The organism is Microbulbifer celer (assembly GCF_020991125.1).
In the GTDB taxonomy this organism is placed as follows: Bacteria; Pseudomonadota; Gammaproteobacteria; order Pseudomonadales; family Cellvibrionaceae; genus Microbulbifer; species Microbulbifer celer.
The window spans coordinates 1,597,791-1,613,436 of record NZ_CP087715.1; the positions used below are offsets into that span (position 1 = coordinate 1,597,791).

The window sequence follows — 15,646 nt, forward strand, 5'->3', positions numbered from 1 at the left end:
CTTAAAAGCTCAATACCTGATTGAACCCGGCAATAAACTGGCCGGTGTCTTGCACCAATTTCAATTCGGCGCCGGGGATGTCCAGCTCTGCTGGATCAATGCGGCGGGACACCAGGCTGCGTTCGCACAGATACAGGGTCTCTACGCCGAACATGGGCAGCGCCTGGAGGTTTCGGCGCAGGTTCTTTTCGTTGATCCTGTCCGGTTTTTGCTCCAGCAACTGGAATACCCCGTCGTTGATAAACAGCACTTCCGGCACCTGATCCATCGCGGCGCAGGCGAGTACCGCTTCCAGGCCCTCGCGGGCAAGCGCGTTGCCGTAGGGGGCGTGGCGGCAGAGTGCGAGAATGGATTTGGCCACGCTTTAACCTCCGAACGTCACGATGCGGTCACTCAGCGCAGCGGCTTCCGCCAGTTGGCCGAGGCCCGCGAGTTCAAACCCTTCGGCGAGGTTGGCGGCGGGCTTTTCCAGCCGGGACGCTTCACTCTCGCTCAATACACCACGGCGCTGCGCGGCGGCAATGCACACGGTCAGATCCAGCTGGTGCTGCTGTTGCAGATCCTGCCACTGGCCGAGTAGATCCTGCTCATCCTGGGGGGGAGCGGTGAGGGCGCTGCCGTTGTGGATGCCGTCTGCATAGAAGAACACCCGGTAGATACCGTGGCCGGAAGTGAGCACCGCGCGGGCAAAGCGCAGCGCGGTGGCTGCACCTTGTGACCCGTGGGGGGCGCCGTAGACGACGAGGGTGAACTGCATGGCGTGTCGATGACCTGAGGGGTTGCACGGATAAAAAAATGCCCCGCAGGGCGGGGCACTGTGTGAACTTGCTCAGCGAGCTGATCAGTCGTCGGAAGCGAAACCGAAGATGTGCAGCAGGCTGGTGAACAGGTTCAGGATGTTCAGGTACAGCGAGGTGGTGGCCATGATGTAGTTGGTCTCACCGCCGTTCACGATACGGCTGGTGTCATACAGGATGAAACCGGAGAACAGCAGGGCAATCACGCCACTCAGGGCAACGCTGGCCAGCGGCATGTGAACGCCGAAGAAGCTGGCAACTACCAGTGCCAGGGCACAGACCAATACCGCAATCAGGCCGACAAACAGGAAGCCGCCCATAAAGCTGAAGTCTTTACGGGTGGTCAGCACGTAGGCAGACAGAGCAAAGAAGATCAGCGCGGTGGTGCCGAGCGCCTGCATTACGATCTGGCCGCCGCCGGCGAGGCCTACGTAGTGGTTCAGCATCGGGCCCAGAGAGGCACCCAGCAGGCCGGTAAACGCGAATACCACACCTACGCCCGCCGCAGAGTTGGCGGTGCGCGGCAGAACGAACCATACCAGCACGATGGCGGCGATGGAGCAGATCAGGCTCAGGCCACGAGGCATGCCGACGGCCATGGAAATACCAGCAGTGACTGCACTGAACAGGACAGTCATTGCCAGCAGCGCGTAGGTATTGCGCAGTACTTTGGCGGATTCCGAGCGGTCCAGCGCTCGGGACTGTGTGTAAACATTGGGTTGCATTAGCGTCTCCTGCTAGCGATTAAAATCAAACCTGACGGAATCATATAACCACCTTGTTTGACCATCAAGTAGGCGGCGGGTTCGACGATTCCAAAATATTTAGGGCAAAATGGTGCTTTCTCTGGGAGGGACCGAAATGAATTTGCAGCACAAGCCGATCGCCGGCGGCCCCTGGGCCGCACTCCTTTTTCTCGTACTGGTCATACCGTGGCTTTCGGTGGTTGCCGAAGAGGGTGCCAGCGGCGATGCCAAAGAGGTGCCCTTCGGGGACAATATGGGGGCGGAAGTCACCAATTACAATCGCCTGCGCCCACATATTGCCACCGGCGGCACCCTGGATCTCTCCGCAATCCCCCAGCTCAAGGCGAAAGGGTTCAAGACCATTATCGACCTGCGCACGCCGGAAGAGGGCACCGCGGAAGAAAAGACGGCGGTAGAAGCCACGGGTATGCACTATGTGAACCTTCCTGTGGCGAAAGGGCGGCCGTCAGATGAGCAGATTCAGACGTTGGCGGAAATTCTCGCTGACAGTGGTAACAGGCCGGTTTTGATTCACTGTGCCTCCGGCAATCGCGTCGGTACTGCCTGGGCCATCTACAGGCTGCAGCAGGGGATTCCGCTGGAGATCGCCATCGAGGAAGGTCGTACCGCGGGCATGCGGCCTTCCAGAGAGGCTCAGGTGCGGACATTTGCGGAATCCTGCTGCTGAGCTGGACAGTGACTATCGATCGGCGTCCGGTGCCGGGACTTTCAGGTCGACAATCAACGGCAGATGGTCCGACGCGAGGCGGGTCAGCTCGCTGCGGGGCACGTGAACGCCATGTACCGCCAGTTCCGGGTCGATGAATACATAGTCAATCCGGGCCTTGGGCAGGCGGCTGAAAAAAGTCCCAAGTGGCTTGTGGCCGGGAAGTTTCAGCTGCGCGTCGTCGAGCACGCTGGTCAATCGCCGAATTTCTGTAGAGCCGGGCAGTGCATTGAAGTCGCCTACCAGTATTCTCGGGCGGTGACACTCGGGATTGTCTATCCAGTCTGCGCCCAGCAATGCTTCCACCTGTCGCATCCGCTCCCCTTTAGAGAGCCCCAGGTGCGTGTTGAATACCTGCACCCTGGTGCCGTGAAAGTCCACTTCCACCCACAGGGCGCCGCGCGGCTCTGCGCGACCGTGTTGGCGCGAGCGGGGAGAGGGGCCGGGTAAAATGTCTTTCCTGATCAGGCGCAGTGGCCAGGGTGATAGGATGGCATCTCCATAGCGTTCGTCCTCCAGATGCATCGCCGGCTGGAAGTGGCAGTCCATGGATAACAACCGCGCGATCTGCTGGGCCTGATCCACGCCGCCGGTGCGCTGACGGCGAACATCCACTTCTTGCAACGCCACCACATCCGGCGAGTATCGGGCAATCACACGGGCAATGCGCTCCGGAGACAGCTTGCCGTCCACGCCTTCGCAGATGTGCACGTTGTACGTCATCACCCGTAGTTTGCGGCGGGGGCAATGGTTGCCGTCCTTTTTTGATGACCGTGTGTGCGCGCTGGAGGTGGGGGCGGTCTCGACGCGCGCGCTCGGTTCTTCTGATGCAGCCTGAGCGGTAGAGGGCGGTGGGGAGCGCTTGTCCAGCACCGAAATTGCCGGCGGTGATTTGAGTTTCTGCGCCGGTTGCGCTTTCAGGAATGCGAGCGCCGCATCGCGGATATCCTTTGGCCGCCAGTGTCCGTTGGTGTTGCCGGATAAATGATCAGGGAGGTGAATATCCCCAGGCATCAGGGCGAAGGCGTGGGTTTCATTGGGCGCGGCGCCCCCGTGGCTGCCGCTTTCGATAGCAAAGGTGATACTTTTACTGCCGGCGCACCATCCGCTGATCACGAAATCTCCCGAGTCTGGATGACGCACGAGGTTGACCAGGTCTTCCGCTGCCTCGTCGGTAAACGGGTGATCGGAGCCAAGTACTTTGTGGCCATCTTTCGGGAGCTCGAAGGGGCCGTCACGCCACCAGCCGAGCACCCGGGGTTTGGTGCCTTCCGCCGGGTTCTTTTCCTGATACAGAATCATCGGCACTTTGGTCTGCTCGACGATCAGTTGGGCGATCCTGGCCGGGTCAGTGCCATTGAGATGAATGTTGTACAGCAGAGCCAACGGTCCCATGGCGGACAGCGCCATCGGGCTTTCGCCTTCCTCCTGCTGCTCGTGGGTACGGATAGGAAACAACTTCTGTACCCATTGGCCGCCGAACAAACGTACACGCTGTAACTGCAGACCCTCGCGGCCGGCGGCGCGATAACCACTGGGACTTTTGGGCAGGCTATTGAGAGCATCGCAAATCGCGTCTGCCAGCGGTTTCCCATGCAGCGTTTCGTAGGGAATGCTGTCTTCCTGGCCGTGATCGGAATAGATCCAGACGTCGTAATGTCGCCGCGAAGAACGGTGTGCGGCGCGCCAGATCCTGGCGATGGCATCGTCGATACCTTTCAGGGTCCAGTGGGCAAATGCGGAGCTGGGGCCGCGGCGGTGGGACTGCTCGTCGTACCCCAGAAAGTTGACATAGATGACCGGTAGCCCGCGGGCAATATCGATTTTTACGCCGACGGTAGACAGCTCCCGCAACAAAATGGTGATGGCGATGCGCGTGGGAATGAACATCAGCTCCCGCATAAAGTCCTGACCGCGGTGGATACCGCGCACGAAATCCACCAGTGACAGAATCAACTCCAGCACTACGAGGCCACCGGTGCGAATCAGGCTCCAGATATTCGCCAGCAGCAGTACCAGCAGCGCCAACGGACCGGCCTGTTTAAGGCTGTTTCCCCAGCCGTAGGTGGCAGCGCAGTAGTGTGCATCATCAAATTCGGCGCCGCCGCTGAACAGACTGACGTAACAGCTGCCGTGTTTCAGCAGGGGCTCGTGGCCCGTATCTTTGAGCTTCTGCTCCACCTGAGTAGCTGCTTTGGCTTCGTACATCCGCAGCATTTCCTGGGAGTCGGTGGACATAAAGCCGAAGGCCGGTACCGCCGCTTTCACACCGTAGAAAATCTCCGCCTGTACCGCTGGCGTGGTTGCCGGAACGCCGGAATACATATGGTCCAGGTGGTAATGTTCGCGCTCGATGAGTTTTTTCAGGAAGGGCATTTTGCCGTCGGCCAGGGCGCGGTCCAATTGGGGCCGCGCGAGGCCGTCAACCTGGATCAGCACCAGCGCTGGTGCATCTGGGGCGCGCTCGTTGATCTGCAACTTGAGCATACGCGCCAGCCATTCACTGCGGCTGATGCGCCGTCGCCAGCGACGCAGGGTGCTCTCAATGCGAGTCAACATATCGGGTTGCTCTTACTCCTGAGGGTTTCCAAAACAGAATTTAGTGGTGATGGTTTTTGTGTGGGTGATCAAATGCCGCACTGGCAGCACTGGTGACACCCTCAAGAATTTCCCACTGGGCGCCAATCATATTGCGCAGGCGCATCCACTGCGCATACAGTGAGGCATCTACCGGACAGTGCTGGTGAACCAGAGACTGGTAGTGATCCAACGCAGCTGCAGCGCAGCTTTCCATGGAGTAGGCGTTGGCTGTTTTCAATGCTTCGCGCATTAGCGCGGATCGGCTATTGTCATCGAGGTCCACTGCCCACTGCAGGGCCTCGATCATGGCGCGTTCTGTGTGCGGGAGCACCAGGCGGCCATTGATGCGATCTTCCACCACCTCGCGACAGCCACTGGCATCCAGCGCTACGACGGGTACGCCTGCGGCCATGGCTTCTGTAAGCACCATGCCCTGCGTCTCACTGGTAGAGGCAAAGGCGAACAGATCCATGGCGGAGTAGGCATTGCGCAGCGACTCGCCTTGCAAGGTGCCGGTAAAATGCGTGCGTCTTTCCAGCTCGTGCTCGACAAACAGGGATTCCATCGCGCGTCGCGAAGGGCCATCGCCGACAATCAGGAAATGGCATTGCGGGTTGCGCTGCAGAATTTCCAGCACGCTGTGGGAAAGGAAGCCGAGATTCTTTTCCTCTGCGAGCCGACCGAGATGCCCGATTACAAACGCGGAATCCGGAATGCCGTATTGCATTCGCACGGCGGTGCCGTCGCCGTCCTGGAAGTTCTCCAGCTGCACACCGGTAGGCACCACGGCAATAGGAGATTTCACCCCGCGCTCTCGCAGGAGTTCGGCGACACTTTCGCTGGGCGCAAATACCGTGCTGGCCAGGTTGCCGTAGCGGGTCGCCAGCTCGATGACAAACCGTTTAAGCGCTTCGGAATCCGCCGGCACATAGTGAGTGTAGCGCTCGTACAGCGTGTGATGAGTGAAGATCAGCGGCAGCTCGCGGCTGCGTGCTATGCGCAATGCTGACATGCCGAGCAAGAATGGATGATGCGCATGGACAATATCGGGTTCAAAGAAATCCAGTTGCTCCGTGAGCTCGCCAGATAATGGCAGGGCGACGGAGAAGTCGCTGCCGTTGAAATTCTGTATCGCGGGAATGCGCACCACGTCGCGCTCATCTGGAATTTTCTGCGAAAACTCAGGCGCGACAATAAGCACTTTGTGTCCACGTTTCCGGTACTCGCGGGTGAATGCTTCCACCGAGCGCGCTACGCCGCCCACGTGGGGCAGGTAGGTATTCGTCAGCATAACGATGTTCACAGACTCTGTAGCTCCATCATTTCCGCATCTTGCGATGCTTCAACAGTCTTGAAGCCAAAAGCGCGGATTTCAATGGTGGGCGCCGCGCCATGCCAGCGCGCGGACCAGCTGATACGGGGTTTCTTCCCGGGCGTGATCTCGATAGAAATGGGGCCAAAATGCGTGGGCGCCGGGCCGAATTGGATGGGTTCTTGCGCATTGCTATCTCGCAGCCATTCTTCCGGCAGGCCAGAGGCCAGTATCAATACATCGCCTTCCTCACGCACGAAGCAATTGCGCTGCATGGTGACCCACTCTGCCGCAGCCCAGGCATGCTGGCCGTCGCCCATACAACCACCGAATGAATGCGGGTGAATGGCTTCAGGCCACTGGCCAGTGGGGGAGGCGAGCTTGGCGACGTTGCGCATCAGGTCAATGCAGCGGCGGTCGCCCGCGCGCAGTAGGACCTGGGCAACATGAATCGTAAGATAGGCGTTGATTCCGGAGTGGATCATATCCTGGAAAAAACCACCGGAGACAAAGCATTTTTCCATCAGGAATTCCACCAGATCCAACAGCCTTGGATCGTTTTCGGGGAAAAGTTTCAGCGGGTAGCCCGCGGCAATGGAGCCAATTGCCCCGGCGTCCAGGCGGCGGTTGGGGGAGGCGGGCATGGCCGGGCGGCCAAGCCTCTCCTGGCACTGGCGCAGACTTTCGTCAACCGTGAGCATAAAGTCGTCGGCCTGACTCTGGAACGTCTCGGCATCTTGTGGATGTGACTCCCGTTGACAGATGGCGACGGCGGAATGCTGGCCCGCGATACCCCAAAAGTCATCCCAGTAGTAACAATCGTTGGGCCCGAGGTGTTCGGCACTGAAGCCCGCTGGTAGCAGCCCCCCGGTGCGACTGCCGTCTTTGGGGCGGCGCTTGTTGTGGATCCACTGGGTACCGCGTAGCACCGGGTCCAGAAACTCGGCTTTCAGCTTCTGGCCGGTCGTGCGACAGAACTGGTCGAGTATCCAGAGCGCTTCGCCATTGGAATCCCATTCTCCATCCTGTGAATGGAAATAGCCGTTGCGCTTCTGCCGTGAAGGAAAGCGCTCCAGCGCACGCTCGGCGCGCTCGAGCAGGCCCGCATGCAACAGAGACTGGATCATGAATGCGGCATCCCGAAACCAGAAGCGCTTGTAGGTATAAGGGCCGGGATACACATCGTGTGGAGAGTGCAGTATCAGCGTGCGCACGGCAGCATCGTAGAGAAACTGCATTTCGCTGTCCGGTACCGTCATTTTGCAGTGACTGTCCAGATTGTCTTGCCAGCTGGACCGCGCATTGCGGCTGTTCAGCTTGCTGTGCTGGGGGATTGTCACCAGCGTATCCACCGTTTCCCCTGGCGCCATACGGAACAGTGCCGCCGCAGTGGCCATACCGACTTCGCATTCGGCGTGGGTTTCGTTGCTCTCATCGCGCAGGTAGAGGGAAATGTCGCCGCGTCGATAATCGGAAGCGTGGTGCCGGTCAATCGGTCGGTCGAACAGGATCTTGTCAGCGCCATCCACGAGCCATTGATTGCGGTTATTGTTCAGGGTCACTTTGTGTACCAGCGCCACCCCTTCCGGATTGCAGGGGCGTAGCGACACAACAAGCCAACCACCGGCCGCGTGGCTTCCGCGCAGATGCAGCAGGCAGTTGTTGTTCTGTTCTGTCAGCTCGGCCCAGACCCGGGTAGTCAATTTGGCGCCCGCGTTTTCGCTGGTAGTGCGGATGGCCACCCCGTCTTCGAATTCCAGTGACTGGTCCAGGTCGTCTATCTGTGAAGGGTAAAGGGCACTGCCGTCATCGCCGATGATCCAGCAGTCAATCGACCAGCTGTCGTAGTGCGGGGTCAACAGGCCACGGGGGTCTACGACGGGCATTTCCTCACTACCCGGCACTCCTACTGCGGTCCAATTGCGATGGCTCAGGTTACAGTGGGTAATGGAAAATGCCCGAGGAATAAATGAGATATCTGAAGGGTCGAACTGGCGCTCAATCCAATAGGGCCAAACCCAATCGAGATTGTGCTGGATGACTTTGCTGTTCATCAGCGCGCGGGCGTGGAAAATCACTCCGGCGCGCAGAAGCTCTATGGGTTCACTGACTTCGGAAGGCTCTGCAAACCGTTGCAGCCGCGCCATTACCGTCAGCGGGTCGAGAAATCCGTGGGCTGTCGCAAATCTGCGTATGAAGAACCGCCAGGGGAGCCATTTCATCCACGGCATCAGAGGTCTCCTTCGTCGATTTTCTGTTTCAGTGCACGCCGCGCCATCCGGGTGAGACCAATAATGGCGATGATCGCCAGCAGGAAGCCCAGTCCATACAGCGTCCACTCAACCGGTGTCCGGGCGTTGCGCGCGGTACCGATACTGGTGATATCCGCGGCGATGGAACCGATGTAGACGTTATTGACGGTGATGGGAATAACCCCAAACAGGTTCCCGATAACAAAATCGCGAAATCGCAGTGGGGTCAGCCCGAAGAAATAGTTCGATAGCTTGAAGGGAAACAGGGGCACCATCCGTGTCAGCATGACCATTCGCCACCCCTCATCGCGCAGAATCTCCCCGAGATTTGGGGGGCGGACCTTGGAAAGTACCCAGTTGGAGACGCGTTGACCGAACAGATAGCGGGCGATGAGAAATGCGATGGCTGCGCCCAACACTGTACCCAGGACCACATAGAGGGTGCCTTTCGCGACGCCGAACACAAACCCGGCACCCATGGTAAAGACCACGCCGGGCAGCAGGAATACGATGGCGGCAGCGATGATCAGCATAAACCAGACACCGGCCTGCCAGCCGAGTGTATCCAGCCACTGCAGGAGACGCAGGATTTCATCATCAAGGTTGAAATAGTGGAGGATGCCCAGCGCCGCGCCCACGGCAGCGGTGCAGATGACAAGCAACCAAATTGGTGAATACTTCACGCCATATTGTTCCGCTGGGCCGGCTTCTGCTACGGCCGAATTCTCAAAGACGATTCCGTATGACTACGCTGTACCCCTTAAGACTAGTCAAGTTAATGACATCTGCGTCGACATCGTGATGCGATTAATTTCTCATGGGTATAAGTGATCACGATCTAATTCCACTAAGTGCAGATGAAAGCGGGGACGTTATGGCCACAGCCATAAAACCGCGAGGCCAGCGATGAAGGGGATGGCGAACAGGGCTGTTACGCCGCGCAACAATGAAAGTCCACCGAGAAAGCCGGCAGCGCCCACTTTGAACGTCAGGTTGGCGAGGCTCGCGATCACCATCGCGCGCCAGGCGGTATCTACCTCCAGACTGCCCGCCGCTGCGAGGTTGGCGGTAGAGAGCGTTATGGCGTCTACGTCGGTAAAGCCGGAAATCAGGGCCACCACATAGATGCCGCGGTTGCCTAAGTACTCCTCGGCTGCGGCAATCGCCAGTAAGACCAGGGCATAAAGAGCGCCGAAAAGCAGCGCCGGCTTCAACTCCGCCGGATTGCTCGGTTCCGGCATCGTGTTTTCCCGCTGTCGAATCCGCAGGTAACCGAATGCACAGACTGCAATGCTGATCATGAACAGCAGGATAAGTGGCGGCCACAGAGCCAGGGTCTGCCGCGGTGCCACCACGGCAATTTCCACAAACATTCGAATGAACATGCTGGTGGATGCAATCAGTATGACCAGCGCTGCCAGCCCGGTAGCTTTCTGCTGTGTTCGCGCCAGGCGGGCATAAGTCACGGTGGTGGCCGTGGACGAAATCAGCCCGCCAATAATCCCGCTAAGGAGCGTCCCGGCACGTGCGCCAACAAACTTGTAAGCCGCATAACCACCGAGGCCAATACCGACAATCAATACGACCAGCAGCCAAATGGAGAAGGGGTTCAGTACGTCATAGGGGCCGAAGGTGCGGTCGGGGAGAACCGGCAGGATAATCAGTGACAGGACGGTGAACTGCATGATCGACCGCAGATCTTTCTCAGACATTTTCTTCGCAAACGCATGCATTCCGGGTTTGAAATGCAAAAGTACTGCGATGGTTCCACCCAGGGTGACGGCCACCGTTTTATCCCCCAGAACCAGGAAAGCTCCGAGAAAAAACACCAGCAGGGCACTGATTTCAGTGGTGATCCCTTTGTTCTCCTCGTTGCCTCTGAGACGTTCCAGATTACCCAGCAGAATCAAAACCGTCATTGCGATAACACCGGCAAGCAACAGCCACTCCATTCCCTGGTTGCGGCTCAAATGCGCAGTAAGGGCGCCGAATAACGCGATCAGGGGAAAAGTGCGTATTCCGCCCAGGCGATCTGTTGTGCGCTCACGCTGCAGACCGATCAGCAGACCAAGCCCCAATGCGATGGCAAAAGAGAGGATGCTGTCGAGATCGACCAGTGGTGGAAGAGACGCAGGGTCTTCAAGGTTGCTATTCATGTTGCCAATCAGTATTGGCTAAGATTGGTGCCGTGACACGAACGCAATGTTTCGCTGGCGGAAGAATTTCCGTGTTTTTTGGCTGGCAGGCCTTTTCGCCGGTAATGACACGCTTTCAGGTTTCAGAACCTGTATTGCAGAGTGAGCTCAGTGAAATTGAGATCGGATGATGGCCCCGTTTCCTTCAGGAATGATTCGGGGACACCAAAGGTGTGAATGGCGGTAAAGACGAGACCGCGGGAAAAGGTGTATTCAGCGGTTAGTGAAAGGGTGGTTGCGGCAAAGTGACGGTTGCTACCCTCCGGAAAGCGGATAATCTGTCCACTGGGGCTGTAGAGTCCATCTTCAGTCTGCAGGCGCCAGAAAAAGTTCAGATCCGCGGTGAGTGACCAGTCCGTACTGGGCACCAGGTTGATGAAAGTATGAAAGTTGTAGAAGTTGCGGGGGCCGAAAACCGCCGCTTCAGAAAAGTAGTTGCCGCGGGGGAATAGGGGGTTGAATGTGCCAAGCTCTCTGTCCTCGGCATCAGTATCGCCGCTGGCAATATTGATACTGAAGAGTATCTCCGGTTTCCAGGCTCGATCACGCCAGCGGTAGCCAGTTTCTGTGGCCAGCGTCCAGGCGTGAATATCGCTGCGGGAAAATCGGCCAAACTGATAGAGCGTCTCCCAGTTCCAGCGCCAGTTGCCCTGGTCCCCCCAGGCTCTGAGCCCAAGGGAGTGACGTATTTCCCGGCCTGCGCCCTGAGCGTAGATCGCATCCCGATCCTCAAAGCCCAGATAGAAAAAGTCCAGGTTCCCCGGATAGCCAAAAGGGGTGCCGCTGGTGCCATATGCCCCCCACAATGCGAAACGGTCACTGGTTTCATCGTCGAATGCGCCGGGCTCATCGGTACGTGGCCGCACAGCCACCAGATCCCAGCGAAGCTTGTCGCGAATGTGAAAACCGCGGACACCATCAAATGTCCGCCGTACGTTGGGGCCTTCACGGACATCGACCAGGCGGCCGGAGCCAAGCACGATTTCCTGGCGCCCGGTGCGAAGTGTCGTGGATGTCTTGTTGTCCGAGGGGATCTTGAGGTCGACAAACAGGTTCTGCCACGCGAGCTTGTTTTCATCTACTGGACTGGGGCCGCCCTCACGTCCGCTTTGCAGCGCGCTGTTCAATTGGGTAAAGAGCCGAAAATAGTCCCGCCAGTGGAAGTCGGCCAGTATGGAATAACGCTGAAACCAGACACCGTGAGGGTCTTGAGGATCCTGTCCAAACACGGGGTTGTTGGTGTATTCATAGCGCTGCCGGATTTCGCCTCCGAGTGTGAGGTAGCGCTCCCCGGAGTTATCCAATGGGATAAATTTCCAGCATCCTGGCCAGCAGGTCGCGGGAGGGGCGTTGCGTAATGCGGAGTAATCTTCGTCAAAACGCAGCTTTTTAATTGCCGGCAGCGGTTCACTGGCACCCACTGGCGCGATGCTGCAGATCAAGAAACAGCTGGATAAGACTGGCGGAATCACCGGGTTCATCAGAGGAGGGAATCATCGATACCCGGGGGCTCGGCCGGGTGGGGGCGGTCGGGTTCAGGTGCGAGCAGGTGGGTAACCCGAGGTTCAACCCCGGAGCGCTGGAAAGCAATGACGCGCTGTTGAATTTCTCTGTCCAGCACTGAAGTCCGCTGGTGGTGACGCATATGCGCGACCCAGGATTCCTCGATGAAATATTCAAGCATTCTGCCTGGCTTTGCGACGTCTTCAAATACTCCCCAGGCGTAGGCACCATGACGCTGCCGGGATGCTTTCAGGTCACAGATGGCGGCAAGAAAGTCTGCTGCGCTGGCCGGGTCAATCTCGTACTCGATAGTTACCATAACCGGTCCCCGGTCCATGGCTATTTCGTCCGCAACCAATGGCTGGGGCCAATAGGCACTTGAGGAGTGATTCAGCCCTTCCCCCTGCAATAATTTGAACCGCCAACTAAGCAGCCCTGCAATGACGGCGCCGGCGGCCGCAATCAACTGGGTATTCGGAATTCCGATTTTTGTTGCGAGTTGGCCCCACAAGATACTGCCCAGCGTCATCGCACCGAAGAATATCGTGATGAATATGGAAAGCCCTCTGGCGCGAACCCAGTCGGGCAATGCGAGTTGTGCGGATACGTTCAGCCGCGAGAGTACAGTGATCCAGCAGGCTCCAGCGAGAAGACTCGCGATAATGGCGGTGTCTGTCCGTTTGATCAGTGCCAACACTACTAATACCAGTGCGGTGCCCAGGGTACCCATGGCGACCAGTTGATCGGCATCAAACTTTCTGGTCAGCCAGGGGAGGAACAAAGCACCGCCAACCGCCCCGACACCAACCGCACCAAGGATGATTCCATATAGCTGCGGACCACCGTTTAGTTCTTGCCGCGCAACGAGCGGCAGCAGCGCCCAGAAGGCACTGACAAACAGGAAGAACGCCACGGCGCGCACCAGGGTCGACTGCATGGAGCGGCTGGCCTTGACATAGCGCAGTCCTGCGCGCATCGCACTGAAAAACCTTTCCGCGGGTAGATCACTGGGTGGGGCTTGTGGTGGACGCCACCAGGCTAGTGCCGCGACGACTACCAGGAAACTCACCGCATTGATCAGGTATGGCCAGGCGATACCGATAGCGGCAATGATGGCCCCCGCAAGTGCAGGGCCGATAGCGCGGCTGATATTGATACCCACGCCATTCAGCGCGATGGCGGACTGGAGATCTGACCGGGGGACCAATTGCGGTACGATCGCCTGCCAGGCTGGGGCTACAAAGGCTGCTCCGGTGCCGGATATAAACGTGAACAGGAGTAGTATCCAGGGCGTGACTCTTTCCGTAAGTACAAGGGCTGCCAGTGCCAGGGTATTCAGGAACAACAAAACCATGACGGTTGTCAGCAGTTTACGCCGGCTGGCAAGGTCGGCGAGGGCACCTGCGACGAGTGCAAACAGGAAAACGGGGGCGCTGGTGGCGGCCTGTACTAATGCGACCATCAGTGGTGAGGGCGAAAGGGATGTCATCAGCCAGCCGGATGCGACATCGTGCATCCAGGTGCCGATGTTGGATATCACCGTGGCCGTCCACAAAACCGCAAACGCGCCGTGGCGAAAGGGGGCCCAGGCGGACCCGCTTTTCGTCGTTGCTTCAGCCGACATCTTTCCCTCGCAATTCAGATCGCGAAGCAGGAGCAGCCCAGAGCGCCCCAGAAGTCCCGTGGGTTCTGCGTGGGAATCGGAGAGTTCCAGGCTATCTGATGGTGATGTCCGTGCAGGGCGCAGGCACTGGCGCATCCATCGTTGCAGGCACGCATGCTTTGTTGGCGGGTCTGTGCCTTTGCTCCCATACCAGACTGACGCATCCCCGGTGTGGGCTCGCTGTTTACCGGGCTCCAGTCCGGGCTGGCCGGCGGCAGGGGCGGGTCGAACTTCCCGAAGGGGCCGGCGGCGTAGACGATTTCGCCACCAACCACCGTCAACTCGGAAACAATACGCCTGATTGCTTCGTCGGATACGCTGAAATAATCCTGTGACAGAACTGCCAGATCGGCATATTGACCGGGCTTCAGGCTGCCTTTGACGTCATCCTCGCCCGAGAACCACGCGGAGCCTTGGGTCCAAAGGCGCAGTGCGGTCGCTCTGTCGAGGATGTTCTCCCGGCTGTACAGTGAGAGACCGCCAATGGTTTTCCCGGTGGCGAGCCAATACAGGGCGGTCCATGGATCGTACGATGCCACGCGCGTAGCGTCCGTACCCGCACCTACCGGAAGGTCCATCTCCAACATTTTTGCGATTGGTGGCGTCGATTTGGCAGCGTCGGCACCGTAGCGATCGACAAAATATTCGCCCTGGAACGCCATGCGATGCTGCGTGGCGATACCGCCGCCGAGCGCTTTGATTCGCTCGATATTGCGATCACTGATGGTTTCCGCGTGATCGATAATAAACCGGGTCTTGAACGGCGTTTTGCCATTCACACGCTCGAACAGGGTGAGGAAGCGGTCGATGGATTCATCATAGGTGGCGTGAATGCGGAACGGCCACTCCCTTTCTGCCAGCAACTCGACGATGGGCTCGAGCTCTTTTTCCATGGTCGGCGCCAGATCGGGGCGGGGCTCGAGAAAGTTTTCAAAGTCTGCGGCAGACCAGGTCAGGTTTTCCCCGCCGCCATTCATACGCAACATATCATCGCCAGCACCGGGCTCAGTCATTTCTACCCAACGTTCGTAGTCGTTGAGTTCAGAACCGGCTTTCTGCGCAAATAGGTTATAGGCGATACGTACGGTCAATTGATCGTCATCGTGCAGTTTCTGGACAACCTCGTAGTCGTCGGGATAGTTCTGGCCGCCACCTCCGGCGTCTATGACGGATGTGATACCCAGTCGGTTCATTTCACGCATGAAATGTCGTGTGGAGTTAATCTGGTCCTGCAGTGGAAGTTTCGGTCCTTTGGACAGGGTGGAATACAGGATCATCGCCGAAGGCTTGGCGATCAGCATGCCGGTGGGTTCACCTTTGGAATCCCTTTCAATCACCCCGCCTGGTGGGTTGGGGGCGTTGCGGTCGATTCCCGCGGCTTTCAGTGCGGCTCGGTTCAGCAGCGCATGAGAGTAAAGGTGGAGAATGAATACCGGCGTGTCCGGCGCAGCCTTGTTGATTTCATCGAGTGTTGGCATCCGCCGCTCGGCAAACTGAAACTCAGACCACCCACCCACTACCCGTACCCACTGGGGAGCGGGCGTGCGGTCTGCCTGCTGTTTCAGCATTTGCAGGGCATCGGAAAGGGAGGGGACATTCTCCCAGCGCAACTCCATGTTGAAATTGAGGCCGCCGCGAATCAGGTGCGTGTGGCTGTCATTGAGGCCGGGGATAACCCGCTTGCCGTCAAGGTCTATAAGCTCGGTTTTGTTGTTCGCCAGGCGCATGATCTCCTGATCATCGCCAGTATCCAGCACCACCCCATTGCGTATGGCGATTGCAGAAACCTCCGGATTTTTGGGATCCAGGGTAGTGATTTTGCCGTTATGTAAAATCAGGTCTGCCATATGGCTTTCTCCTCCCCGGACGCC

General features: G+C 58.3%; 12 protein-coding genes. 1 reads left to right on the plus strand and 11 read right to left on the minus strand.

All coding sequences use genetic code 11. From position 1 onward, the window contains the following. Position 1: 1 nt before the first annotated feature. The 3 genes from tusC to LPW13_RS06720 all read right to left on the minus strand — a co-directional run bounded on the left by tusC (position 2) and on the right by LPW13_RS06720 (position 1,522). Positions 2 to 361 carry a sulfurtransferase complex subunit TusC gene (gene tusC, locus LPW13_RS06710; RefSeq protein WP_230438676.1) on the minus strand — a complete coding sequence of 120 codons (360 nt, stop codon included), beginning with the start codon at positions 359 to 361 and terminating at the stop codon, positions 2 to 4. A 3-nt stretch (positions 362 to 364) separates the two neighbouring features. Continuing rightward, the gene (gene tusD, locus LPW13_RS06715) at positions 365 to 757 is read right to left on the minus strand and encodes a sulfurtransferase complex subunit TusD (RefSeq protein WP_230438677.1); all 393 of its coding nucleotides are present in this window, start codon (positions 755 to 757) and stop codon (positions 365 to 367) included. 84 nt (positions 758 to 841) lie between these two features. Further along, positions 842 to 1,522, minus strand: a complete 681-nt coding sequence (locus LPW13_RS06720) for a Bax inhibitor-1/YccA family protein (RefSeq protein WP_230438678.1) — start codon at positions 1,520 to 1,522, stop codon at positions 842 to 844. A gap of 136 nt (positions 1,523 to 1,658) precedes the next feature. Between LPW13_RS06720 and LPW13_RS06725 the strand changes: the two genes are divergently transcribed. After that, positions 1,659 to 2,231 (plus strand): fused DSP-PTPase phosphatase/NAD kinase-like protein, encoded by a 573-nt coding sequence (locus tag LPW13_RS06725; protein ID WP_230438679.1) that lies wholly within the window; start codon positions 1,659 to 1,661, stop codon positions 2,229 to 2,231. 12 nt (positions 2,232 to 2,243) lie between these two features. Here the strand turns inward: LPW13_RS06725 and LPW13_RS06730 are convergent, their stop codons facing one another. The 8 genes from LPW13_RS06730 to LPW13_RS06765 form a co-directional block, all read right to left on the minus strand. Next, positions 2,244 to 4,829 carry an endonuclease/exonuclease/phosphatase family protein gene (locus tag LPW13_RS06730; protein ID WP_230438680.1) on the minus strand — a complete coding sequence of 862 codons (2,586 nt, stop codon included), beginning with the start codon at positions 4,827 to 4,829 and terminating at the stop codon, positions 2,244 to 2,246. 40 nt (positions 4,830 to 4,869) lie between these two features. Then, positions 4,870 to 6,153 carry a glycosyltransferase gene (locus LPW13_RS06735; protein WP_230438681.1) on the minus strand — a complete coding sequence of 428 codons (1,284 nt, stop codon included), beginning with the start codon at positions 6,151 to 6,153 and terminating at the stop codon, positions 4,870 to 4,872. Continuing rightward, entirely contained in the window at positions 6,150 to 8,393 is a 2,244-nt protein-coding gene (locus tag LPW13_RS06740) for a hypothetical protein (RefSeq protein WP_230438682.1), read from the minus strand. The genes LPW13_RS06735 and LPW13_RS06740 overlap by 4 nt, the downstream gene beginning before the upstream one ends. Further along, positions 8,393 to 9,097, minus strand: a complete 705-nt coding sequence (locus LPW13_RS06745) for a TVP38/TMEM64 family protein (protein ID WP_230438683.1) — start codon at positions 9,095 to 9,097, stop codon at positions 8,393 to 8,395. Before LPW13_RS06745 ends, LPW13_RS06740 begins: the two co-directional genes overlap by 1 nt. 189 nt (positions 9,098 to 9,286) lie before the next feature. Further along, positions 9,287 to 10,570: an MgtC/SapB family protein gene (locus tag LPW13_RS06750; protein WP_230438684.1), complete on the minus strand. Its 1,284-nt coding sequence runs from the start codon at positions 10,568 to 10,570 to the stop codon at positions 9,287 to 9,289. Between the two features lie 122 nt (positions 10,571 to 10,692). Continuing rightward, positions 10,693 to 11,913, minus strand: a complete 1,221-nt coding sequence (locus LPW13_RS06755; RefSeq protein ID WP_230438685.1) for an alginate export family protein — start codon at positions 11,911 to 11,913, stop codon at positions 10,693 to 10,695. 176 nt (positions 11,914 to 12,089) lie between these two features. After that, positions 12,090 to 13,736, minus strand: coding sequence for an MFS transporter (locus LPW13_RS06760; protein ID WP_230438686.1), 1,647 nt, complete (start codon positions 13,734 to 13,736; stop codon positions 12,090 to 12,092). Positions 13,737 to 13,750: 14 nt separating this feature from the next. Continuing rightward, on the minus strand, positions 13,751 to 15,622 hold the full coding sequence (locus LPW13_RS06765) for an amidohydrolase (RefSeq protein WP_230438687.1): 1,872 nt from the start codon (positions 15,620 to 15,622) through the stop codon (positions 13,751 to 13,753). Positions 15,623 to 15,646: the final 24 nt, after the last annotated feature.